This is a genomic window from Ensifer sp. ENS02 (assembly GCF_014851885.1).
GTDB lineage: Bacteria > Pseudomonadota > Alphaproteobacteria > Rhizobiales > Rhizobiaceae > Ensifer > Ensifer adhaerens.
Map to the genome: position 1 here is coordinate 351,891 of NZ_JACVAO010000009.1, position 24,091 is coordinate 375,981.

Annotated in this window: 21 protein-coding genes; 8 read left to right on the top strand and 13 right to left on the bottom strand. The window is 62.4% G+C overall.

The window, feature by feature from the left end:
* Nucleotides 1–230: 230 nt before the first annotated feature.
* A complete protein-coding gene (gyrA, locus tag IB262_RS21300) occupies nt 231–3,011 on the top strand; it encodes a DNA gyrase subunit A (protein WP_034791267.1) in 2,781 nt (926 codons plus the stop codon).
* Between the two features lie 100 nt (nt 3,012–3,111).
* Here gyrA and IB262_RS21305 read toward each other — a convergent pair whose 3' ends face one another.
* On the bottom strand, nt 3,112–4,035 hold the full coding sequence (locus tag IB262_RS21305; protein ID WP_112975396.1) for a LysR family transcriptional regulator: 924 nt from the start codon (nt 4,033–4,035) through the stop codon (nt 3,112–3,114).
* Nucleotides 4,036–4,127: 92 nt separating this feature from the next.
* Here IB262_RS21305 and IB262_RS21310 point away from each other — a divergent pair, with 92 nt between their 5' ends.
* Complete coding sequence (locus IB262_RS21310) at nt 4,128–5,135, top strand: NAD-dependent epimerase/dehydratase family protein (RefSeq protein WP_192493761.1); 1,008 nt, start codon at nt 4,128–4,130, stop codon at nt 5,133–5,135.
* A 44-nt stretch (nt 5,136–5,179) separates the two neighbouring features.
* On the opposite strand, the gene IB262_RS21315 is transcribed toward IB262_RS21310, so the two are convergent.
* Together IB262_RS21315 and IB262_RS21320 are read right to left on the bottom strand one after the other, a co-directional pair.
* The gene (locus IB262_RS21315; protein WP_112975394.1) at nt 5,180–6,052 is read right to left on the bottom strand and encodes a lytic transglycosylase domain-containing protein; all 873 of its coding nucleotides are present in this window, start codon (nt 6,050–6,052) and stop codon (nt 5,180–5,182) included.
* A gap of 178 nt (nt 6,053–6,230) precedes the next feature.
* Nucleotides 6,231–6,740, bottom strand: a complete 510-nt coding sequence (locus tag IB262_RS21320; RefSeq protein WP_112975393.1) for a GNAT family N-acetyltransferase — start codon at nt 6,738–6,740, stop codon at nt 6,231–6,233.
* A gap of 37 nt (nt 6,741–6,777) precedes the next feature.
* Here IB262_RS21320 and IB262_RS21325 point away from each other — a divergent pair, with 37 nt between their 5' ends.
* Nucleotides 6,778–7,347, top strand: a complete 570-nt coding sequence (locus tag IB262_RS21325; RefSeq protein WP_112975392.1) for an XRE family transcriptional regulator — start codon at nt 6,778–6,780, stop codon at nt 7,345–7,347.
* A gap of 2 nt (nt 7,348–7,349) precedes the next feature.
* Here the strand turns inward: IB262_RS21325 and IB262_RS21330 are convergent, their stop codons facing one another.
* From IB262_RS21330 to trxB, 5 genes are all read right to left on the bottom strand, one after another.
* On the bottom strand, nt 7,350–8,153 hold the full coding sequence (locus IB262_RS21330; protein ID WP_112975391.1) for an aminoglycoside phosphotransferase family protein: 804 nt from the start codon (nt 8,151–8,153) through the stop codon (nt 7,350–7,352).
* A gap of 63 nt (nt 8,154–8,216) precedes the next feature.
* Nucleotides 8,217–9,338, bottom strand: a complete 1,122-nt coding sequence (locus IB262_RS21335) for an alkene reductase (RefSeq protein WP_112975390.1) — start codon at nt 9,336–9,338, stop codon at nt 8,217–8,219.
* A 44-nt stretch (nt 9,339–9,382) separates the two neighbouring features.
* Nucleotides 9,383–9,673: a metalloregulator ArsR/SmtB family transcription factor gene (locus tag IB262_RS21340; protein ID WP_034791288.1), complete on the bottom strand. Its 291-nt coding sequence runs from the start codon at nt 9,671–9,673 to the stop codon at nt 9,383–9,385.
* Nucleotides 9,674–10,287: 614 nt separating this feature from the next.
* Nucleotides 10,288–11,184 (bottom strand): LysR family transcriptional regulator VtlR, encoded by an 897-nt coding sequence (locus tag IB262_RS21345; protein ID WP_034791460.1) that lies wholly within the window; start codon nt 11,182–11,184, stop codon nt 10,288–10,290.
* Between the two features lie 116 nt (nt 11,185–11,300).
* Entirely contained in the window at nt 11,301–12,275 is a 975-nt protein-coding gene (trxB, locus tag IB262_RS21350; RefSeq protein WP_112975389.1) for a thioredoxin-disulfide reductase, read from the bottom strand.
* A gap of 375 nt (nt 12,276–12,650) precedes the next feature.
* On the opposite strand from trxB, the gene IB262_RS21355 reads away from it, so the two are divergent.
* From IB262_RS21355 to IB262_RS21370, 4 genes are all read left to right on the top strand, one after another.
* Complete coding sequence (locus IB262_RS21355; protein ID WP_162744842.1) at nt 12,651–12,791, top strand: hypothetical protein; 141 nt, start codon at nt 12,651–12,653, stop codon at nt 12,789–12,791.
* Nucleotides 12,792–12,899: 108 nt separating this feature from the next.
* The gene (locus IB262_RS21360) at nt 12,900–13,370 is read left to right on the top strand and encodes an Lrp/AsnC family transcriptional regulator (protein WP_034791292.1); all 471 of its coding nucleotides are present in this window, start codon (nt 12,900–12,902) and stop codon (nt 13,368–13,370) included.
* A 9-nt stretch (nt 13,371–13,379) separates the two neighbouring features.
* Entirely contained in the window at nt 13,380–14,201 is an 822-nt protein-coding gene (locus tag IB262_RS21365; protein WP_034791294.1) for a glycosyltransferase family 2 protein, read from the top strand.
* A 7-nt stretch (nt 14,202–14,208) separates the two neighbouring features.
* Entirely contained in the window at nt 14,209–15,231 is a 1,023-nt protein-coding gene (locus tag IB262_RS21370) for a glycosyltransferase (protein ID WP_112975427.1), read from the top strand.
* Between the two features lie 38 nt (nt 15,232–15,269).
* Here the strand turns inward: IB262_RS21370 and IB262_RS21375 are convergent, their stop codons facing one another.
* Entirely contained in the window at nt 15,270–16,328 is a 1,059-nt protein-coding gene (locus IB262_RS21375) for a glycosyltransferase family 4 protein (protein ID WP_112975388.1), read from the bottom strand.
* 87 nt (nt 16,329–16,415) lie between these two features.
* Entirely contained in the window at nt 16,416–16,892 is a 477-nt protein-coding gene (gene greA, locus IB262_RS21380) for a transcription elongation factor GreA (protein ID WP_034791305.1), read from the bottom strand.
* Between the two features lie 293 nt (nt 16,893–17,185).
* Between greA and IB262_RS21385 the strand changes: the two genes are divergently transcribed.
* Nucleotides 17,186–18,679 carry an MFS transporter gene (locus tag IB262_RS21385; RefSeq protein ID WP_192357261.1) on the top strand — a complete coding sequence of 498 codons (1,494 nt, stop codon included), beginning with the start codon at nt 17,186–17,188 and terminating at the stop codon, nt 18,677–18,679.
* A 53-nt stretch (nt 18,680–18,732) separates the two neighbouring features.
* Here IB262_RS21385 and IB262_RS21390 read toward each other — a convergent pair whose 3' ends face one another.
* From IB262_RS21390 to IB262_RS21400, 3 genes are all read right to left on the bottom strand, one after another.
* Nucleotides 18,733–19,068, bottom strand: a complete 336-nt coding sequence (locus IB262_RS21390) for a hypothetical protein (protein ID WP_051659217.1) — start codon at nt 19,066–19,068, stop codon at nt 18,733–18,735.
* A 134-nt stretch (nt 19,069–19,202) separates the two neighbouring features.
* Entirely contained in the window at nt 19,203–22,694 is a 3,492-nt protein-coding gene (carB, locus tag IB262_RS21395; protein WP_034791307.1) for a carbamoyl-phosphate synthase large subunit, read from the bottom strand.
* A 218-nt stretch (nt 22,695–22,912) separates the two neighbouring features.
* A complete protein-coding gene (locus IB262_RS21400; protein WP_192493762.1) occupies nt 22,913–23,941 on the bottom strand; it encodes a zinc-dependent alcohol dehydrogenase family protein in 1,029 nt (342 codons plus the stop codon).
* Nucleotides 23,942–24,091 lie beyond the last annotated feature (150 nt).

Sequence of the window (24,091 nt, forward strand, 5' to 3'; positions counted from 1 at the left end):
GCGCGATGCCCTAGAAAAGCCTGCTCCGGCGGCAAAAGACTGTTCACAACTGCTGTGCGGCTCACCGGTCCCGATTGGGATAACTGGGTGAATCGTACAGCGAATCAAGGCATTACAAGGACATCTTCACAGTCTGGCGGGCAAGTGGCGCCAAAGGCCGCAAATTGGCGCTTCCGATGGCAATCCGCTATAAATATCCGACTGATTCTGAACAAAGATCGTGATCACCATTGACTGAGCAAAGCACCCCCGGCGGCGGAAAAACTCCGCCAGGCATCGAGCCGATTTCCATCATCGAGGAAATGCAGCGGTCCTATCTCGATTACGCGATGAGCGTTATCGTCAGCCGCGCGCTTCCCGACGTGCGTGACGGTCTGAAACCCGTGCACCGCCGCATCCTCTACGGGATGAGCGAGCTCGGCATCGACTGGAACAAGAAATACGTCAAATGCGCCCGTGTGACCGGGGACGTGATGGGTAAGTACCACCCGCACGGCAACGCCGCGATCTACGACGCGCTGGCGCGCATGGCGCAGGACTGGTCGCTCCGCCTGCCGCTGATCGACGGCCAGGGCAACTTCGGTTCGGTCGACGGCGACCCGCCGGCGGCCGAGCGCTACACCGAATGCCGCCTGCAGAAGGCCGCGCATTCGCTTCTCGACGATCTCGACAAGGAAACGGTCGACTTCCGCGACAACTATGACGGCACCCTGCAGGAGCCGGCGGTCGTTCCCGCGAAGTTCCCGAACCTGCTCGTCAACGGCGCCGGCGGTATTGCCGTCGGCATGGCGACGAACATTCCGCCGCACAACCTGGTCGAAGTCATCAACGGCTGCATGGCGCTGATCGACAATCCGGCGATCGAACTGCCGGAACTGATGGAAATCATCCCCGGCCCCGATTTCCCGACTGGCGCGCTGATCCTTGGCCGCTCGGGCATCCGCTCGGCCTACGAGACCGGCCGCGGCTCCGTCATCATGCGCGGCCGCGCCCATATCGAGCCGATGCGCGGCGACCGCGAGCAGATCATCATCACCGAGATCCCGTTCCAGGTGAACAAGGCGACGATGATCGAGAAGATGGCCGAGCTGGTCCGCGAGAAGCGTATCGAAGGCATCTCGGACCTGCGTGACGAATCGGACCGCCAGGGCTACCGCGTCGTCATCGAACTGAAGCGCGATGCCAATGCCGACGTCATCCTGAACCAGCTTTATCGCTACACGCCGCTGCAGACCTCGTTTGGCTGCAACATGGTGGCATTGAACGGCGGCAAGCCCGAGCACATGACGCTGCTCGACATGCTGCGCGCCTTTGTCTCGTTCCGCGAGGAAGTTGTTAGCCGGCGTACGAAATACCTGCTGCGCAAGGCGCGTGACCGTGCCCATGTGCTCGTCGGTCTTGCCATCGCGGTTGCCAACATCGACGAAATCATCAAGCTCATCCGCCATGCGCCCGACCCGCAGACGGCGCGCGAGCAGTTGATGGAGCGCCGCTGGCCGGCCCATGACGTCGAGAGCCTCATCCGCCTCATCGACGACCCGCGCCACCGCATCAACGAGGACGGCACCTACAACCTCTCGGAAGAGCAGGCCCGCGCCATCCTCGACCTGCGCCTGCAGCGCCTGACAGCGCTCGGCCGCGACGAAATCGGCGACGAACTCAACAAGATCGGCGAGGAAATCAAGGATTACCTCGACATCCTGTCGTCGCGCCTGCGTATCATGAGCATCGTCAAGGACGAACTCGTCGCCATCCGCGACGAGTTCGGCACCCCGCGCCGGTCCGAGATCATGGAAGGCGGCCCCGACATGGACGATGAGGATCTCATCGCCCGTGAAGACATGGTCGTGACCGTCTCGCATCTCGGCTACATCAAGCGCGTGCCGCTGACGACCTACCGCGCGCAGCGCCGTGGCGGTAAGGGCCGTTCGGGCATGGCGACCCGGGACGAGGATTTCGTTACCCGGCTATTCGTTGCTAATACCCATACGCCGGTCCTGTTCTTCTCCTCGCGTGGCATCGTCTACAAGGAGAAGGTCTGGCGCCTGCCGATCGGCACGCCGCAATCGCGCGGCAAGGCTCTGATCAACATGCTGCCTCTGGAACCCGGCGAACGCATCACGACAATCATGCCGCTGCCCGAGGATGAGGCAACCTGGGAAAACCTCGACGTCATGTTCTCGACGACCCGCGGCACGGTTCGCCGCAACAAGCTGTCGGACTTCGTCCAGGTCAACCGCAACGGCAAGATCGCGATGAAGCTCGAGGAAGAGGGCGACGAGATCCTTTCCGTCGACACCTGTACGGAGCATGACGACGTCATGCTGACGACAGCGCTCGGCCAGTGCATCCGCTTCCCGGTCGACGACGTGCGCGTCTTTGCCGGCCGCAACTCGATCGGCGTTCGTGGCATCAATCTCGGCGACGGCGACCGCATCATCTCGATGGCGATCCTTGGCCATGTCGAGGCCGAACCGTGGGAGCGTGCCGCCTATCTCAAGCGCGCTGCGGCGGAACGTCGGGCGACGAACGGCGACGAGGAAGAAATCGCTCTGGTCGGCGAGGAAGTCGCTGACGGCGGAGAACTGTCGAACGAACGCTTCGAGGAACTGAAGGCACGCGAACAGTTCGTGCTGACGGTCTCGGAGAAGGGCTTCGGCAAGCGCTCGTCGTCCTACGATTTCCGGACTTCGGGCCGTGGCGGCAAGGGCATCCGCGCCACCGACACCTCGAAGACGACGGAAATTGGCGTGCTCGTCGCGGCCTTCCCGATCGAAGACAACGACCAGATCATGCTTGTATCCGACGGCGGCCAATTGATCCGCGTGCCGATCAATGGCGTCCGGCTTGCGAGCCGCGCGACCAAGGGCGTTACCATCTTCTCGACCGCCAAGGACGAGAAGGTCGTTTCGGTCGAGCGCATCAGCGAACCGGAAAGCGACGAAGAGGAAGGCGAAGAGGCGGCCGTCGAGAACGGCGCAGCGGAAACGCCTGCCGAATCCGAGGATTAAGCGCTCGACTTGAAGTGCCAAGGAAACTGAAAGCCCGCCATTTTGGCGGGCTTTTTCGTGCGTAGGACTAGTATCGAGCAGCAGCGGGAGGCGTCTGAAATCAGATCTCGGTATTCGCGTCTGCAAGCGCAGTGCCACGAATATAGGCCCGCAGTCCCGCGGCAAGTGCGTCGAACGCGACGCGACAGCGGGGAGCCGTCTTCAGGTTCTCATGCATCACCAGCCAGGTATCGAGCTTCATCTCGAACAGGCCGGGCAGCACTGGGAGGAGGTCGGGATCGCGTGCCGCAAGTCCGTTCTGGCAGATGCCTATGCCGAAGCCGGCGCGGATTGCGGCCAATTGGGCAAGATTGCTGTCGGCCCTCAGCGCAAAGCGTGTGGCCGGCAGTTCGGGCGAGCGGGCGATGATCGCCCGGATCGCAGCGGTCTCTCGGTCGTAACCGATCAGGCTGTGATTGCTAAGGTCTGCCAGTGTCTGCGGCATGCCGCGTCGCTCGATGTAGCGGCGATGGGCGTGAAACCCTAAGGGAACCGCGCCGAGATGGCGGGCGATCAGCGCATCCTGTGCGGGCGCCACCATGCGCACCGCGATATCGGCCTCCTGGCGCAAGAGGTCCTCGACCGTGTCCGAGGCGGAGAGCTCGATCGTCAATGCAGGATAGGCGGCGTGCAGTTCTGAGAGGATCGGCGGCAGGACCTCGATGCCGATGACTTCGCTGGCGCTGATGCGCACAGTGCCGCTGACCGTATCGCGCTGGCCCGACGCGGCGCGCAAAAGCGCAGCCGACGTCGCGGCGAGCGTCTCGGCATAGGGCTTGAGTGCCAACGCGGCGTCGGTCGGCAACAGACCGTGCGGCGAGCGCACGAACAGCGGATAGCCGAGTGTCGCTTCCATGGCGTCCACGTGCCGGCCAACGGTCGGTTGCGTCAGGCCAAGCTCGCGGGCGGCGGCTGACAACGATCCCTCCTTAAGCACGGCGAGGAATGTTCGGTAGAAATCCCAGCTCAAATCCATCTTGCTCATGGATTTCAGTATAGCCGCGCAAGATTTTTCGGCAATTCCGTTTAGCTCGTGAATGCGTGATCCTGCCTTCATCGAAACGGACGGAGTGTGACATGACCGAGATGCAGCAGAGAGCAAGACGTGTGCTGGTGCTCGGCGCGACGGGCGGTATCGGCAGCGCCGTCGCCCGTGGGCTCCGCTGGCGCGGCTGGCAGGTGCGTGCCTTGAACCGAAACGCCGCGACGACGGCGCAGGCCGAGCCGGCGTTCGACTGGCGGCAAGGCGATGCCATGAACGCGGACGACGTTCGCACTGCTGCCGAAGGGGTGGATCTGATCGTGCACGCGGTCAATCCGCCGGGTTACCGCAATTGGGGCACCTTGGTGCTGCCGATGCTGGACAATACGATCGCCGCGGCCAAGTCCACCGGTGCACGCATCCTCTTACCGGGAACGATCTACAATTTCGGCCGCGACGCCTTTCCCGTCCTGACGGAGGACGCGCCGCAGAACCCGGATACCGACAAGGGTCTGATCCGCAGGGAGATGGAGCGCTGTCTGCAGGACGCCTCGGAGGCAGGTGTCGGCGTCATCATCGTGAGGGCAGGCGACTTCTTCGGTCCCGGTGCGGCCAATAATTGGTTTTCGCAAGGGCTGGTAAAGCCGGGCAGAGCGTTGGGCGCGATTTCCTACCCGGGCCGCGAGGGGATCGGCCACCAATGGGCCTATCTGCCCGATGTCGCCGAAACCATGATCCGCCTCGTCGAGCGCGCCGAGGACCTGCCGCCTTTCGCCGTTTACCACATGCGCGGCTTCCTCGACCGCAATGGAACCGAGATGATCGCGGCGATCCGCCGGGTTGTCGGCAAGCCGGCGCTTCCCGTCCGGGCCTTCCCGTGGTGGCTGATCGACTTGGCTTCGCCCTTCGTTCCGCTCTTCAGGGAGTTGCGCAAGATGCGCTATCTCTGGCGCGAACCGTTGAGAATGCCGAACGAGCGGCTGCTTGCCGTGCTCGGCGAAGAGCCGCACACGCCGATCGACGAGGCGGTTGCAACGACGCTCGTCGGACTTGGCTGCCTGAATGCCCCGCGGGCGCTTCCGCAAGGGATTGCCGCAGGCTAGCGCGCTCATGTCCAGGATCAATTTCGGACAGGCCTGGATAGCTGTCAGTTCCGGAAGACGAGGCAAGCGCCGCCGCTCTTGCGGATGGTGGCGCAAAGCTTGTTCGCGTCCGCCTGGGTCTCGCGGCCGATGCGTGCAGCGTAGCGGATTCGCAGGCCGAAGCTGGCATTGCGCTCGCGCAGGAGAAGCGCCTTCTCGCTGCGGATCGGCTCCGGCAGGCGCTTGACGGCGCTGACGAACAGTTGCTGCGCCACTGATTTCTGGAAATGTGCGGCAAGCTGTACGCCCCAGGGCGCCCATTCGGCTTCGTCGATCACCTCGATGTCGCGGAGGTTGCGGGTGCTGGCGAGCGCCACGCAGCCGTCGATGAAGCTCTTGTTCTTGTCGAGCGTCAGGTCGAGGATCTTCGGCGGATTGTCGCGCCAGTCCTCGACGCTGTAGGCGGTGATCGCGAGCACGTAGTTGCGCGTTTCCGCCGGCAGCCAATCGACCTCGAGAAAACGCTCCAGCCCGTTCTCGCCGGCATTATAGGCGGCAGCCGCATAGCCGAGATTGCCGTAGCGCGACTTCAGTTCGTTCAGATACTCTGCCGACTTGCCGAGCGCCTCGACGACATCGAAGCTGTTGTTGAGCCCTCGCATCTTCGCCGTTCCCGGCATGAATTGCGCGATGCCTTCGGCACCCTTGGGGCTGACGGCATTGGGCCGGAACAGGCTTTCGCGCCAGATGAGCCGGGCGAAGAAGGCCGCGGGCAGGTCGTTGACCGTCGCATAGTGGTCGATCACGCCGCAGATATCGCGGGCGAAGTTTTCCTTGCTGATGCAGAGCGACTTGGCGGAGTCGGTGGCCGACGGGCCGGAATAGACGCACTTGGGCTGCGCGGCGAAGTCGTCGATACGAGCCTCTGCCTCGCTCATGTTTAATGCAGGAATGCTGACAGCCAACGCCAGTGCCGCTCTCGCGACACGTGCCCAGGCGCCCGATCTGACCTTCCGCCGAAGACCCACGTCAAAACATTTCCAGAAACAGTCCTTGAAGGTTCATAGCATCTCCCGCCGCCTCGACAAACGGCCATTGTCGAGGCGCCGCCGCGGGTTAGCGCGGCGAGCCCGTCGCAAGCACCAGTTGCATGAATGTCAGATCGAGCCAGCGGCCGAACTTCGTGCCGACCTCACGCAGCCGGCCGGTATCCTCGAAACCCAGTTGGGCATGAAGACGGATCGAGGCTGCGTTCTCCGATTCGATGCCGGCGATCATCACATGTTTGCCAAGCCGTTCGGCCTCGGCGATCAACGCGACCATGAGTTTCCGGCCGATGCCGCCACCGCGCCGATCCTTGTGAACATAGACGGAGTGCTCGACCGTATGGCGATAGCCATCGAAGGCGCGCCAATCGCCGAAGGACGCATAGCCGATGACATCGCCTTCCTCGGAGACCGCCACCAGCACAGGATAGCCCACGTCCGTGCGCGCCTTCAGCCAGGCCACGCGATTGGCGACATCGACCAGAGTCTCGTTCCAGATCGCCGTGGTGTTCGCCACGGCGTCGTTGTAGATCTCGCAGATGACTGGCATATCGTTTTGGATGGCCGCCCGGATCAGCATACTTGCTCCTCGCATTTGTTCACTATATGACTACGATATGAATACTAAAGTAGACAGTCTGGATCAACGGCTCAGTGAACGAATTCGTCTGGAAAGAGAGGCGCGGGGCTGGTCGCTGAGCGAGCTTTCGGAGCGATCAGCTGTCTCGCGCGCGATGATCCACAAGGTAGAGCGGGGCGATAGCAGCCCGACGGCGACGCTGCTGGCAAAGCTCGCCGGCGCGTTCGGGCTCACCATGTCCACTCTGATCGCTCGTGCGGAGATGAGCCAGGGCAGGCTGTCGCGGCGCCAGGATCAGGCGGTGTGGCGCGATCCGCAGACCGGATATCTTCGGCGCCATGTCTCGCCGATGTCGGACCTGCCGCTCGAGCTTGTCGAGGTTGAACTTCCGGCCGGCGCCGAGGTGCCGATCCCGGCATCCGCCTATGCGCTCCATCGCCGGTGGATATGGGTGACTGCGGGGCGCCTGACCTTCGTGGAAGGACTGGAGACCCATACGCTCGGCATCGGGGATTGCCTGGAGCTCGGCCCGCCGCAGGATTGCGTCTTCCGCAATGTCGGCGGAGAGACCTGTATCTACGCCGTCGTCCTGTTGCGGACGGGTTGAGCCTAGCTGCCGAGCTCGGCGATTGCGATCCGCGCCATCGTAAGGTCGTTCTCGACGCCGAAATCGTCATGGTCTTCCAGGAACCAGGCTGCGGAAAGCCCGGCATAGGCCAGCACCCAGTTGAGAATGCGGTGCGGGTGAAGGCCGGTCTCCTTCGCGACGATCGGCAGATGCCGCTGCAGCCGGCCCGGAGCGGTGACCAGGGGCAGTTCCGGATTGCAGAACAGGTTGGCGTAGTCGTATCCGCGATCGCCGAGGACGCGTTTCGGATCGATCGCCAGCCAGCCGCGGTCGCCAAAATCGAGGATGTTGGCGTGGTGGACGTCGGCATGCAGCACGACCGGCGGTTCGGGATCTGCAAAAAGGCTTTTCGCCGCCTCGAGCGCGCGGGCAAAGAGACCGCCTTGAGCGGGAGCAGCCGTCTCCAGGGAAGCGAACCATTTGTCGAGTGGCACGAGACCGCCGGGAACCGGTGTTGAGCGCGGCGCATGGAGCTCGGCGACGGTGCGGCAGATGATGCGCGTCACTTCCTCGTCGCTTCCGGTCATCGCCATGTGGAAAAGGTTGCGCTGGCTGTCCGTGCGCTCCATCAGCACCGCGTCGCCATCGGCTTCATAGACCTTTGCAGCGCCATCCCCGTTCCAGTAGAGCAGGGGCAGGCGACCATACTTCTCTTCCGGGTCCTCGGCGACCTTGAGCATCGCCTGCTGGCCGCGATAGCGGACGGGGTAAAGACGGCTGGAGGGGGTTACGATGACGTCGCCGTCAGGATGCAATGACCATTTTTCTGAATATAGCGAAAACATAAGCTCTTCATTCCCAAAGACAAATGCCCCGCCGAAGAGGCGGAGCATTGCCATGTGGGAGTGTCAGGCGACCTGTTCAAGGGCTGGATAGTCGGTATAGCCCTTGGCGCCACCGCCGTAGAAGGTTGCCTGATCCGGCGTGTTGAGCGGCGCATCGCGCTTCAACCGTTCGACGAGATCGGGGTTGGCGATGAACGGCTTGCCGAAAGCCACGAGGTCGGCTTCGCCGTCCTTGACCGTCTTCACCGCGAGCGCCCTGTCATAGCCATTATTGGTCATCCAGGCAGCCTTGCCGCCGGCAGCGACATAGGTCGAACGCAGGGCATCGTAGTCGAATGGCTGGTCGCCCTGCTGGTGGTCGCGCGGGCCGCCGGTCGCGCCTTCGATGATGTGGATATAGGCGAGGGGATAGCGGGCGAGGTTCTTGACCACATGGCCGAACACCTCCTGCGGCTGCGGATCAAAGGCATCGTTGGCGGGAGTGACGGGCGAAAGGCGGATACCGACCCGGCCGGCGCCGATTTCATTCGTCACGGCATCCATGACCTCGAACAGGAAGCGGGCGCGGTTTTCGATCGAACCGCCGTAGGTATCGGTGCGGTGGTTCGAACCCGAACGCAGGAACTGGTCGATGAGATAGCCGTTGGCCGCATGGATCTCGATGCCATCGAAGCCGGCATCGATCGCGGCGCGGGCAGCCTTGCGATAGTCCTCAACGATTGCTTCGATCTCGGCGGTCTCCAGTGCATGCGGTTCGGAGGTTTCGGCAAAGGAGCCAGTACCGTCCGAATTGACCAGATAGGTCTTGGACTTGGCGCGAACGGCCGACGGTGCAACAGGCTTGCCGCCACCCGGCTGCAGAGAATCATGCGAAATGCGGCCGACATGCCACATCTGGACGACGATGCGGCCGCCCTTGGCGTGCACCGCGTCCGTCACCTTGCGCCAGCCTTCAAGCGCTTTCGGCGTATAGAGGCCCGGAACGTCGGCATAGCCCTGGCCCTGCTGGGTGATCGCCGTTCCCTCCGAGATCAGCAGGCCTGCCGTCGCGCGCTGCTCGTAGTAGGTCACATTCAGGGTGTTCGGAACGGCGCCGGGGGATCGGTTGCGGGTGAGCGGCGCCATCACGATGCGGTTTTTCAGCGCGATGTCACCAATGGTGATGGGGTCGAAAAGCGAGGCCATGGGAGGTCCTTTCAGGGGGGGCTGCTTGGGAGAAGGTGGTTGATTCAGAGATCGCCGATGCTCTCGAGGAAGGCGGCGATCGTCTCTTCATCGCGGCGGTAGAAGATCCATTGGCCAACCTTGCGGGTTGTCACGAGGCCGGCGCGCTGAAGCACAGCGAGATGCGAGGAAACGGTCGACTGCGACAGGCCGCAGCGTTCGAACTGGCCGGCACATACGCCGAGATCGAGCGGATGCTCCTGAGTCGGAAAATGGCGCTGCGGCTCCTTCAGCCAGGCGAGGATGTTCACCCGCACGGGATGGGCAAGCGCCTTGAGGATTTCGTCTCGGTCCATGGTATATCGCCATATCGTGTTTTAACGATAAATGTATCGCTAAAACACGATATTCAAATCACAAGACCGTGAGCGTGCTGCAGGCAAAAAAAGAGGGCCTCAAGAAAACTTGGGCCCTTGTAGTTGTGAAGGTAATAAGAACCTCCAGAGGGGAACAGCTAATGCGGTGGCGGGGAGGAGAAGCCACCAAGAATGCATCAGCTGCATTTTAATATGGGAAGCGAAGTATCGGCTTTCAATAGCCGGCTGTGATTTTCGTCACGTTTCGCCTGTATCTAACAGTAGACAAAAAAAGAGGGCCACAAGATGACTTGGGCCCTTATAAGTTGTGAAGGTAATTAAACCTCCAGAGGGGAACAGCTGCTGCGGTGGCACTGGGAGGAGAAGCCACCAAAGATGCATCAGCTGAGTTTGGTATGCTGCTTTTTTGGGCGCGCAACAATCATTTTCTGTGCATGACAGCCATGTCATGCGCGCATCCCTGCCTATTTCTGCGGCGAACAATAAAAATGCGCCGCACAATATAGACGGCGCATCCGTAATATCGATGTAAAAACAGATGGTTGGCGGCCTCTTGAGGAAATGCTCGGAAAATGAGCATTCGCCGAAGCGTCTTAAAAGTTCCAGTTGCGGGCCTTGGCGACGATGTAGTCGCGGAAGACCTTGAGCTTGGCTGCGTTCTTCATCTCGTCCGGATAGCAGAAATAGGTATCGAAGGACGGGATGTCGGCGCTGATCGGCAGCTGGATGAGGCCAGGATCGCGGCCGACGATATAGTCGGGCAGCATGGCGACGCCGATGCCGAGCAGGCAGGCGCGCTTGATCGAGGTCTGGCTGTTGATCTGCAGGTGCGACACGCGTGGATTGTCGGAATCGCGGCCGGCGATCTCGAGCCAGTTCACGTCGAGCAGATAGTTCGGCGCCGGCTCGCCGAATGTGATGATGCGGTGGTTGTCGAGGTCCTCGACCGACTGCGGCTCGCCATACTTGTTGATGTAGGAGGGGGCGGCGTAAACGTGCATGTGCACGGTGAAGAGCTTGCGCTGGATGAGGTCCGACTGCTGCGGCTGACGCAGGCGGATGGCACAGTCCGCGTGGCGCATGTTCACGTCCAGCTCCTCATTGTCGAGGATGAGCTGAACCTGCACGTCCGGGTGCAGCGACATGAACTCCTGGATCTTGTCGGTGAGCCAGCCCTGGCCGAGCCCGACCGTGGTGGTGATGCGCAGCTTGCCGCTCGGCTTGTCCGTGGTTTCGCTCAGCTGGACCTTGACACTCTCGAGCTTCATCAGCACTTCATGCGCGGTGCGATAGAGGATCTCGCCCTGTTCGGTGAGGATCAGGCCGCGCGCATGGCGGTGGAACAGCTTGATGCCGACATCCTGCTCCAGCGAACTCACCTGCCGGCTGATCGCGGACTGCGAAAGATGAAGCTTGTCTGCCGCATGGGTGAACGACCCAGCCTCGGCCGCCGCGTGAAAAATGCGCAGTTTGTCCCAGTCCAGCGACATGTAGTCCCCCATAAGAAACCACTCCGGAAGACGGGGTCCTGTCTTCCGGGCGTGGCTGATGCATCTGTTCCCACACGGGCGAGGTGCCTCAGCGGCACCACCCCGATTCGCAGCTTCTATTCGGCTGCAATTGCGACGGGCATATGACCCGCCAGGTATTTCTCGGCCTCAAGCGCTGCCATGCAGCCCATGCCGGCCGCCGTAACCGCTTGACGGTAAATGTCGTCCGTCACGTCGCCTGCGGCAAAAACGCCGGGCACGTCGGTCGCCGTCGAATCGGCCGCGGTCCAAAGATAGCCGTTGGACTTCTGCCGAAGCTTGCCTTTGAAAAGTTCGACTGCCGGCGCGTGGCCGATCGCGACGAACACGCCGTCGGTGATCATGTCGGAGGTTTCGCCGGTCTTGGTGTTGCGCAGCTTCACGCCGTTGACGGAAGCGGGCATCGGCGGCTTGGCCGGCGCACCCAGATACTCGATGACCTCGTGATCCCAGATGACCTTGACGTTCGGCTTGGCGAACAGGCGCTCTTGCAGGATCTTCTCGGCGCGGAAGGAATCGCGGCGGTGAACGACAGTGACCGTCTTGGCGAGACTCGAGAGATAGAGCGCTTCCTCAACGGCCGAGTTGCCGCCGCCGACGACGATCACGTCCTTGTTGCGATAGAAGAAGCCGTCACAGGTGGCGCAGGCCGAGACGCCGAAGCCCATGAAGGTCGGTTCGGTCTCGATGCCGAGCCACTTGGCCTTGGCGCCGGTTGCGATGATCAGCGCGTCCGCCGTCCAGTCGTTACCGCTGTCGGTCTTGATGCGGAACGGGCGCACCGACAGATCGACATCGGTCACGAGATCGTTGACGATCTCGGCGCCGACATGGGTCGCCTGCTTCAGCATCTGTTCCATCATCCACGGGCCTTGGACCGGATCGGCATAGCCCGGGTAGTTTTCGACGTCAGTCGTGATCATCAACTGGCCGCCCTGTTCCATACCGGCGATCAGTACGGGCTCGAGCATGGCGCGCGCCGTATAGATGGCGGCGGTATAGCCAGCCGGGCCGGAGCCGATGATCAGCACTTTCACGTGACGGGCAGTCATAATCTTGTCCTTCGCTCATCGGAGAGGATTGCCTCCACATCCGATTCCATTGCGTCAATGGGAAATCGTCCCATACTTTAGGTATTCCCCACCATGACTTTCAAGAGCGCGCAGCCTGATACACACAAGTGCTTGAGCCCCAAGCCCGCTTTTGCCACCAGATGACGCGCTTAGGGCACAGGCGTCGGCCCGGCATCGATCCGCGCCGCGCCCCGACAATGAAGCGCTCTTTGCGTCGCTCCTGAAGATGTCCACCTCTATTTGCGCATCTACCGGGATCGCCAACGCCATTTTCCCGCGAATAGTCGGCCGGGCTGCTTGTTGTCCAGCGGGTTTGACGATATTTCACGCGGATTCACTTTGCTGGAGAAGCATATGGGGTTGAATGCCGGCCGTGCATGGTTGCACTGCGAAAGCGCTGCGCTCGGCCACGCACCGACTCGAGACGACCTTGCCCTTGACGAGCGCGCCTTGCTGAAAATCTCGACCGAGATGATCGCGGCAGCGCCGGGATAGGCAGACATCAGTCGACGTCGCCCGCCATCGGGGCAACCTCACCATCGGCAGACACAAGTTTTCGACTTTGCCTCGCGCTCAAAGTCACCACGAAAAGGACGAACGTTCATGACGAAACAAGTCGAGCTCGACGCTATCGATCTCAAGATCCTTCGCGAGCTCCAGCGTGATGGCCGGATGACCAATGTCGATCTCGCGCAAAGGGTCGGCATCTCCGCGCCGCCCTGCCTCCGGCGCGTGCGCAAGCTCGAAGAGACCGGCGTCATCAAGGGCTATCACGCACTGCTGAACGCACCGGCGCTCGGCTTCGATCTCGTCGCTTTCTGCATGGTCGGCCTGAAGCGTCAGTCGGAGGCCGACCTCAAGGCGTTCTCGGCCGCTACTGCAGAATGGCAGATCGTCCGGCAGGCCTGGACGGTTTCCGGCGAAAGCGACTTCCTGCTGCATTGTGTCGCCGAAAACCTCACGACTTTCCAGGATTTCGTCATCGAAGTGCTGACGGCCAATGAACGGGTCGACACGGTGCGCACGATGCTGACCATTCGCCAGGTCAAGGATATCGGCCTCGTCCAGATCTAAGGCCCGCCCATGAACAAGCTTCCGCTGTCCGCCTTCATCATCTGCCAGAACGAAGAAGCCTATCTCGGCAACTGCATCGAGAGCCTCGAGCAGTGCTCAGAAATCGTCATCGTCGATTCCGGCTCGACCGACGGAACGGCAGCACTCGTACAGTCCTACATCGACAAGGGTTGGCCGATCCGTTTCCTGCATGAGCCGTGGCGGGGCTATGCCGGCCAGAAGCAGTTCGCGCTCGACCAATGCACGCAGCCCTGGTGCTTCAACATCGATTCCGATGAACGCCTGGACGAACCGCTGAAGGCACTGCTGCCCTCGCTGCTCGATGCGCCGCCGGAGACGGTCGGCTGGCGCGTCGCGCGCAGGCCCTACCTCATCGGCTACGGCTACACGCCGGAGCGGGCGCACGAGCGGCGAAACCTGCGGCTGATCCGCCAGGGCAGGGGACGATACGATCTCAATCAGAAAGTCCACGAGGGGATCGTGCCGGATGGCGCGGTCGGCGCCGCTGCCAAGGGCAGCCTGCTGCACTATCGGCCGCTGATCATCGACGAGCAGATCCTCAAGGAAAACAAGTATTCGACGCTCAAGGCCGATCAGCAGTTCGCCGCCGGTAAGTCGGCGCGCCCTTACAAAATGCTGTTCAGCCCGCCACTCTATTTCCTTAGGCTCTATTTCCGCAACGGTCTGTGGCGCTGCGGTTTTCCAGGCTTCATTGAGGCGATGACGGGAGCGGTGTACGCTTTCCTGACCGCCGCCAAGATCTATCAGAGGCACGCGCTCAAGCGGCACCCGAACCATGACGACATGGATCGGCGCGCCAGCAAGCGGTGAGGTTTTCATGAAAGTCATGCATTTTCACTTCGGCAAGGATGGCGGCGCTGAGCGTTTCTTCGTCCACCTGGTCAACGCGCTCGCCGAACGTGGCGTCGAGCAGACCTCGGTCATCCGCCATGGTCGTATCTGGAAGAAGGACATCGAGGGTGCGACGCGCATCATCGAAAGCAACTTCCGCAACCTGTCGCTCGACCGGATCCTCCTGCCGATGAAGGTCAGCAGCATGGCACGCCGCGAAAAGCCGGATGCGCTGTTTGCCTGGATGCCGCGCGCCAGCCGCCTGATGCCCAACTACAAGGGCTGCATCAAGATCTCGCGTCTCGGCGACTATCCGCTGCGGCTCGACTATTTCCGCAACACCGATTGCCTCGTCTGCAACACGCCGGGCATTGCCGAGCATGTGCGCAAGATCGGCTGGAAGCGCGACGTCGAAGTCATCTCCAACTTCACCGGAACCGAGCGGGTCGCGCCCATCAGCCGCGCCACGCTCGACACGCCTGAGAACGTGCCTGTGGTCATGTCAATGGGGCGCTTCGTTCCGCGCAAGGGCTTCCACACGCTGATCCAGGCGATCGCCAAGGTGCCGGACGCCTATCTGTGGCTTGTCGGCGATGGCGAAGAACGTGCAAATTTGGAGAAACTGGCCGCCGACCTCGGCGTAGCAAAGCGCGTGCGTTTCGCCGGCTGGCAGAAGGACACGCGGCCTTTCCTTGCCGCTTCCGACATCTTCGTGATGGCGTCGAGCCACGAGCCGCTCGGCAACGTAATCCTCGAATCCTGGGCGCAAGGGACACCGGTTGTTTCCAGCCGTTCGGAAGGGCCGCAATGGTTCATGCGCGATGGCGAAAACGGCTTGATGGTCGATATCGGTGACGCCGTCGGCTTTGCCCAGGCAATCGACCGCATCGCGGGCGATACGTCGCTCGGTGAACGGCTTGCCGAACGTGGGCACGAGACCCTGATGAACCAGTTCTCGAAGCAGGCGATTACCGACGCCTATCTGAAGCTCTTCGCTTCGAAGCGCTGAGAGAGTCTAGTGCGAGGCTGCCACGCGGTGGCAGCCTGTCAGGGACGCATCAAGCGTTCATAGACCGCGTTGATCGCGCGGGCCTCGCCCTCTATCGCAAAGGATGCGCGGGTCAGCCCCAGACCGTTCGCGCCAGCCAAGGTCCGGCGATGATCATCGTCCATAAAGCCAGCCGTTGCCTCGACCATGGCCTGTAGATCGTTGGCGGCGATCACGGCGCCGGTTTCCTGCTCTCCGACGACGACCAGTTCCGAAAACGCGCCGACGTCGCTTGCGATAACGGGCACGCCTGTCGCCATCGCTTCGAGCGGCGTCAGCCCGAAACCTTCCCAGCGCTGCGGCGCGATGAAGAGATCGAGCCCACGATACCAGTCCGGAATGTTGGTGTGTTCGCCAACGAAACGGATGCGGTCGGTGAGCCCGGCCTTTGCGACCCGCTCTTTCAATTCGTTCTCGAAGGCGACGTGCGGGCCGGTGGCGCGACCGGCGACGATGGCACTCCAGCCGGGCCGGCACGGCAGAAGCGCAATCATGCTGTCGACGAAGAGATCCGTGCCCTTCTGCTTACGCACCCGCCCGAAGCAGCCGACATATTTTTGGTTGGGGTCGAGCCCGAGCGCAGCTTTGGCTGCCGCTGTGTCAACCGGCGGCTGGAAGCGCTTGGTATCTATGCCGTGCAGGATCACTGTGTTCGGCACTTGCAGATAGGCGGCGGTCTTGCCGCTGGTCGCGATTACCGCGTCCATGCGCGAAATCAGAAACTTGCTCCAGCCGGTGTGGCCGCGCTGCGATGCGGAGGTGAAGACGATCCTCAGCTTCATGCCGAGCAGGTCGCGCAGCACGATCGCCGGCAGCATTTCGACATTGCGGCGCGCATGCCAGACCCGGCAGGGCCGTCCGTCCGGTGCGCTCCACAGGCGCAATAGATCGCGGAAGCGGATCGAGGGCAGGGTGTCAGGCAAACCCGGGCCAAGCACGGCGATCTTTTCGCCGAGCGCGCGCTGGATCGGAATTAACTGGATGATGGTGGACGTCACGCCCGAGAGGCGGCGCTTGAAATTGGGAGCGATGACCTCGACGTTCCGGATATCGGCCACGAAAGCGCACTCCTTGCGCGAGCAACGATCGTCTTTTGAAAAGGAGAAACGGGGCGAAGGCAGGCTTCGCCCCTTGGCTAGGGCTGATCAGCCCCAGTTGACGGCGAGAATTTCGTAGGCCTTGGAACCGCCAGGCGCGTTCACTTCGATGGAATCGCCGACTTCCTTGCCGATGAGCGCGCGCGCGATCGGCGACGAGATCGAAATGCGGCCAGCCTTCACGTCGGCTTCCTGGTCGCCAACGATCTGGTAGGTCTTTTCTTCTTCAGTGTCTTCGTCGACGAGTTTGACCTTGGCGCCGAACTTGATCTTGGAGCCGGACATCTTCGAGAGATCAATGACTTCCGCGCGGGCGATCAAGTCTTCGAGCTCGGTGATCCGACCCTCGTTGTGGCTCTGCGCTTCCTTGGCAGCGTGGTACTCGGCATTTTCCGACAGGTCGCCATGTGCACGGGCTTCGGCAATCGCCTCGATGATTCGCGGTCGTTCTTCCTGCTGGCGCCAGCGCAGCTCCTCCTGCAGGTTGACGAATCCGCCCTGTGTCATCGGCACTTTTTCGACCATTTCAATGTCCTTCATCAAGCACGAGGCGCCGCCCTTAGGGCGGCGCCAACGCAAAAGAAAACGGTCTCCGGCGCGTAAACGCCGGAACCGTCCGAAACTTCGAACCTTGGTTATAGCAGAAACGGAAGCGCGAAAGCCAGATATTTCGCCATCATCCACCGAACCCTGAAAGGCCACTGCAACTTGTGGGGGAAGCGATGGGGTGGCAAGCTACGCAGAAAGCGCTTTACCTCAACCGCGGTTGAGGTCGTAACAAAGGTGTTCCGAAGAGATAGCAGCGAGGAACGTTGGGCATGGTTCTGGCGAGGGACGAAACCAAGGCAGGCGAAGGCAATACCGCACTTCAGGAGGACGGCCGCTGGAGCGAACTGTTGCGGCCGGACTATCTGGCGACGACGGCTGCCCTTTGCCTCGGGGTCGCGTTGTTCGCATTCAACGAGTTTTTCGTAGCAACCGCGCTGCCAACAGCCGTCGAAGAGATCGGCGGCGCGACGCTGTTGTCCTGGGCCGTCACGCTTTATCTCGTCTTTGCCATTCTCGGCGGCGCTGTTGCCGCCACGCTCAAGTCAAGGTTCGGCGCACGCGGGACGCTGATTACGGCCGCGCTCATCTTTGTCGTCGGCACCCTCGTCGCGACCGCCGCCGGCAGCATGCCGCAGGTCCTCGCCGGTCGCGTGTTTCAGGGATTCGGTGAGGGGATCATTGCCGCGGTCTGCTACGCGCTGATTCCCGAACTCTTCCCGCCGCGCCTGGTCCCAAAGGTATTCGGAGCCGAGGCCATCGTCTGGGCAACGGCGGCCTTTGGCGGGCCACTCGTGTCCGGATTCCTGACGGAACACTGGTCATGGCGGGTGGCTTTCGCCGTCAACGTTCCCGCAACCGTCATCTTCGTTGCGCTCGTTCTGCTGATCGTACCGGCACGCAAGGTGCCATCGACCGACACGCCTCGTCCAATCCCGCTGCTGCGGCTGACCGTCGTCGGTTCCGGCATATTGCTGATATCGGTCTCAAATACGGCGAGCAGCGTCCCATTGATGGCGGCGGCGCTGGCGACGGCGCTGACCATCCTCTGGGCGGCCGTCGCAACCGACCGTCGGGCGGAGCATCCGATCCTGCCCGCGGGCGCCTTTCAGCTCACAAAACCGCTCGGCACCGGACTTTGGGTCGTGCTGCTGATGCCCCTCGCTCAGGCGTCCGGCTCGGTGTACCTCATTTATGGCCTGCAACATGTCTGGAATTTCAGCCCCACGGCCGCCGGTTTTTCCGCGGCATTGATGGCGATCTCCTGGAGTGTGACCGCTATCGCCGTCGCAAGCCTGCACTCGCACGCTCTGCGCGTGAAGCTCATCCCTGCGGGACCTGCGCTTCTCAGCCTCGGGCTTGCCGGTCTGATGATCGCCTTCGCGATCGACGATTACCGGCTGGTCTTCCCGAGCCAGATCGCGGTCGGGTCCGGGTTCGGCATGTCGTGGGGCACGCTCAGCCAGCTGATGATGGACGTCTCCTTGCGAGGAGAGCGGGACAAGACCTCAGCGTTTCTGCCGACGTTGCAGTCGGCCGGTTATGCGGTCGGCGCGGCGATCTGCGGGCTGACGGCCAATCTTCGCGGTTTCGACGAGAAGGCAAACGTTGCCACGATGCACGCCGCCTTGTTCACGGTTTTCGTCGTCGCGTTCCTGATCTCCACGGCTTCTCTGTATCTGGGCGTCAGAACCGTGCGGCTCGCAGCGAGCCACGCGCGTCTTGATCGGGGCAGAACTGCTGCCGAGGCCCTGGCGGCAGACTGACAGTGTGATCAAGCGCAGGATGGATGTTCCTGCGCTTTGCTCGTGGCGCTGCTTCAGGCTGCAGCGTAGAGAGAGGCGCCGACCTGGCGGCGGGCAAGCAGAGCCCGCTGTTCGGCGCCGCGGCCGATGGAGGGCACGATTGTTGCAAGCAGCCTGCGGTTGCTGGAACGGACCTGGACCTTCAGCGAACCATAATCGGCGTCGCGGCCGATCTTGTCTGCGATCCGCTGGCCGTAATAGAGGGCCGATCCCTCGTCGAAATGGCTGATACCGTCTTCATCGACGAAGTGCTCGTCGCCCCACAGCAAATCAAAGAAATAGAGTTGCACGATCTTGCCCCATGTCGCGCCCACCGGCGAAGCCGCCGATCTCTCAGTGCGCAGGGTCATAGAAACATGTGCCGGGGGAATGCAGGCTGAACCGGTCGTTCATGCGGCGTTCAGCGGAGGGGCGGGCTGTTGAAGCGCATCACACCCTCGGGGATGGCGGCGGCGCGCGAGGGTTTCGCGCGCCGCGGTCTTTCTTAGGCCTTGAAGTAGCTCTGCAGCGGGCGCACTTCGAGGCTGCCTGCCTTCAGAGCCTTGATTGCGTGCGCAGCCGCTTCAGCACCGGACATGGTGGTGTAGTAGGGCACCTTTTGCATCAGCGTGGCGCGGCGCAGCGACTTGGAGTCCGAGATCGCCTTGTTGCCGTCCGTCGTGTTGATGACGAGCTGAACGTGACGGTTGCGGATCGCATCCTCGACGTGCGGACGACCTTCCTGAACCTTGTTGATCTTGGTGGCGGCAATGCCGTGTTCACCGAGGAATCGAGCCGTGCCGCTGGTCGCCATGACCTTGAAGCCGATGTCGACGAGGATGCGGATTGCCGGCAACACCCGGGTCTTGTCCTCGTCGCGCACCGAAACGAACACTGTTCCATCGCGCGGCAGGTCGACGCCGGCGCCGAGCTGCGACTTGGCAAAGGCCAGTGCATAGTCGGTGTCGAGACCGATGACTTCGCCGGTCGAGCGCATTTCCGGGCCAAGCAGCGTATCGACGCCGGGGAAACGTGCGAACGGGAAGACTGCTTCCTTGACCGCGATGTGCTTGAGGTTGCGCGGATCCGGCTTTTCGCCATAGGCGGCGATCGCGACATCGAGCGCTTCGCCGGTCATGACGCGGGCCGCGATCTTCGCGATCGGTGCACCGATCGTCTTGGCGACGAAGGGTACGGTGCGCGAAGCGCGCGGGTTGACTTCGAGCACGTAGATCGTGCCGTCCTTGATCGCGAACTGCACGTTCATCAGGCCGCCGACATTGAGCGCCTTGGCAAGGGCTGCCGTCTGGCGTTCGAGTTCGTCGACCATGTCCTTGTCGAGCGTGTGCACCGGCAGCGAGCAGGCGCTGTCGCCCGAGTGGATGCCGGCTTCCTCGATGTGCTCCATGATGCCCGAGACGAAGACATCCTTGCCGTCGCACAGGCAGTCGACGTCGACTTCCGTCGCGTTGGTCAGGTAGCTGTCGAACAGCAGCGGGTTCTTGCCGAGCAGCGTGTTGATCTGGCCGGTCTTGTCGTTCGGATAGCGCTGCTTGATGTCCTCAGGAACGAGGCCCGGGACCGTGTCGAGCAGGTAACTCTGCAGCATGCTTTCCGAATGGATGATCTGCATGGCGCGGCCGCCGAGAACGTAGGACGGGCGCACGACCAGCGGGAAGCCGATCTCGGCAGCGACAAGGCGGGCCTGCTCGACCGAGTAGGCAATGCCATTGTTCGGCTGGTTGAGGTCGAGCTTCATCAGAAGCTTCTGGAAGCGGTCGCGGTCTTCGGCCAGGTCGATCGCGTCAGGTGCCGTGCCGAGGATCGGGATGCCGTTCTTTTCCAGCGCTTCGGCGAGCTTCAGCGGCGTCTGGCCACCGAACTGGACGATGACGCCGACGAGTTCGCCCTTTTCCTGCTCGGCGCGCATGATCTCGATCACATCTTCTGCCGTCAGCGGCTCGAAGTAGAGGCGGTCGGAGGTGTCGTAGTCGGTCGAGACCGTTTCCGGGTTGCAGTTGATCATGATCGCTTCGTAGCCGGCATCCTTCAGCGCGAAGGCGGCGTGGCAGCAGCAATAGTCGAACTCGATGCCCTGACCGATGCGGTTCGGACCGCCGCCGAGAATGACGACCTTCTTGCGGTCAGACACTTCAGCTTCCGAGCGGGCGGCACCGACGAAAGGCGTTTCGTAGGTCGAGTACATGTAGGCGGTCGGCGAGGCGAATTCGGCAGCGCAGGTGTCGATGCGCTTGTAGACCGGGCGGACATTAAGCGCATTGCGCAGTTCCGCGACTTCCTTCGGGCGCTTGCCGCCGAGCGTTGCGAGGCGGGCGTCGGAGAAGCCCATCGCCTTCAGCATGCGCAGGTTCTCGGCATCGGCAGGCAGGCCGTGCTCGCGGATGCGTGCTTCCATGTCGACGATCGCCTTGAACTGGGCGATGAACCACGGGTCGATCTTGCTCGCCTCGTGAACCTCGGCTTCGCTCATGCCAAAGCGCAGCGCCTGCGCAACCATGCGCAGTCGGTCCGGCGTCGGCGTGCCGATCGCCGCACGAATGGCGTTACGGCCATCGCCGTTCTCGTCCATGTCGGGGATTTCGATTTCGTCGAGGCCGGTAAGGCCGGTCTCGAGGCCGCGCAGCGCCTTCTGCAGCGATTCGGCAAAGGTACGGCCGATCGCCATGACTTCGCCGACCGACTTCATGGCGGTGGTCAGAACCGGCGATGCGCCCGGGAATTTTTCAAAGGCGAAGCGCGGGATCTTGGTGACGACGTAGTCGATCGACGGTTCGAACGAGGCCGGGGTCGCGCCGCCGGTGATGTCGTTGTCGAGTTCGTCGAGGGTGTAACCGATCGCAAGCTTCGCCGCGATCTTGGCAATCGGGAAGCCGGTCGCCTTGGAGGCGAGGGCCGACGAGCGCGACACGCGCGGGTTCATTTCGATGACGACGAGACGGCCGTCCTTCGGATTGACGGCGAACTGCACGTTCGAGCCGCCGGTCTCGACGCCGATCTCGCGCAGAACCGCGATCGAGGCGTTGCGCATGATCTGATATTCTTTATCGGTCAGCGTCAGCGCCGGCGCAACGGTGATCGAATCACCGGTGTGCACGCCCATGGGGTCGATGTTTTCGATCGAGCAGATGATGATGCAGTTGTCCGCCGTGTCGCGGACCACTTCCATCTCGTACTCCTTCCAGCCGAGCACCGATTCTTCGATCAGCACTTCGGTGGTCGGCGACGCATCGAGACCGCTGCCGACGATGTCGAAGAATTCCGTGCGGTTATAGGCAATGCCGCCGCCGGTACCGCCGAGCGTGAAGGACGGACGGATGATGGCGGGCAGGCCGACATCGTCAAGCGCCTGCGCGGCAATCGCCATCGCGTGGTTCATGTAGCGCTGCTTGCGGTCGCCTTCGCCAAGGTTCCACTGGTTCTCGAGGTCATCGAGCGCCTTGTCGAGCTCGGCGCCGGAAAGCCGGCTCTTCAGTTCGGCGCGCTCGGCCTCGTGCGTCTTGCGGTCATGGTCCTTGATGTCGGTGGCATTCGCCAGCCGCGACTTCGGCGTTTCGAGGCCGATCTTCGCCATGGCTTCGCGGAAGAGGGCGCGGTCTTCGGCCTTGTCGATGGCGTCCGGCTTGGCGCCGATCATCTCGACATTGTAGCGGTCGAGAACGCCCATGCGGCGCAGCGAGAGCGCCGTGTTGAGCGCAGTCTGGCCGCCCATGGTCGGCAGCAGCGCGTCCGGGCGCTCCTTGGCGATGATCTTGGCGACGACTTCCGGGGTGATCGGCTCGACATAGGTTGCGTCCGCCAGACCCGGATCGGTCATGATCGTCGCCGGGTTGGAGTTGACGAGGATGACGCGGTAGCCTTCCTCCTTCAGCGCCTTACAGGCCTGGGTGCCGGAATAGTCGAATTCGCAAGCCTGACCGATGACGATCGGCCCCGCGCCGATGATAAGAATGGACTTGATATCTTGGCGCTTCGGCATGGTCGATCATCCGTTTCTAGCTGCGCGAAAAACCGGCCGAGGTGGGAGGTCACCGGCCGGGCACGCATTGATGGGTCTTTTCAGGCTAGAAGCGGCTTATAGGCAAATGTTTCTGCAAGCGAAACCCCGAAAATTCCGGAATCGACAGGAACCAGCCATATTTGCGCACCTCCGGCCATGCAGCGCGCTTCGCGCGCGGCGAAACAGCGCCGGGAATGTCAGGGGCGGCCGGGGATGACGAGAACCTTGACCTCTCCGGCCGCCGGCGGATGCGCAATGATGTCGGCTGCTTCGCCGAGCGTCACTTGCCGCGAGATCAGCTTGTCGATCTCGATGGCGCCTGAGGCGACGAGGTCTGCTGCACGGCGGTGGACGAAGGGGTTTATGAAGGATCCGAGCACCCGCAGTTCGCGAAAGAGAATGTCGAACGGTTCGATTTCCACGGTCTCGCCCTTCGGCATGACGCCGAGGATCACGACGGTGCCACCGGACCTGGCAAGGCGAGTCGACTGCATGACGGTTTCGGCAACGCCGGCGCATTCGATGACGACATCGACCCCGCCGGGAACGAGCCCGGTGTCACCGGCGATCTGTTCGATGATATCGGTAGAGGAAGGATCGACCGTCGCCGTTGCGCCGACCTCTTCGGCAAGACGGCGCTTTGCCGCCTGTCGTGTGGAAAGAATGACCGTCGTTGCGCCGGCGAGGCGGACGAGCTGTACGACCAGTAGGCCGATCACACCGCCGCCAAGGACGACGACGGAGGAGCCGGCGCGAATGCCCGCCATATCCACGCCATGCAGACAGCAGGCGAGCGGCTCGCAGAAGGCGCCATGAACGGGGTCGAGGCTCAGTGGTATGTCATGGGCCTGCTTGCGGTGCATAACCACGTATTCTGCAAAACCACCGTCACGATGGATGCCGATCGCCCGGAGATTGCGGCAGAGATTGATGCGCCCGGCGGTACATTGCGGACAGGTACCGCAAGCGATGTTGGGGTCGCCGGTGATTCTCGCGCCGATTGCGATATCGGAGACCCTGCTTCCCACCGCCTCGACGATGCCGCAGAATTCGTGGCCGAGCGTCACCGGCGGGGGCGAGGGGAATTCGCCGTGCAGCAGATGCCGGTCCGTGCCGCAGATGCCGCAGGCTTCGACCCGCACCAGCAGATCGTCCGGGCCGGGTAGGGGCTTTGGCACTTCTGCGACCCGCAGCTGACCGATACCTTCGAGCCGCAATGCCTTCATCGCCCTGCCTCCTCGTCCTATCCGCACGGGCATAGGAGCCTCAAAGCAGGTTTGCGTCAAGGCGAGCGCGGCTGTTCAAGAGAGGGCGGCCGGTCGGGCCGGCGGCCCGGCTGCCGGCAGCGCCTTGGCGAAGTGGTCGCCTTGTCAAAA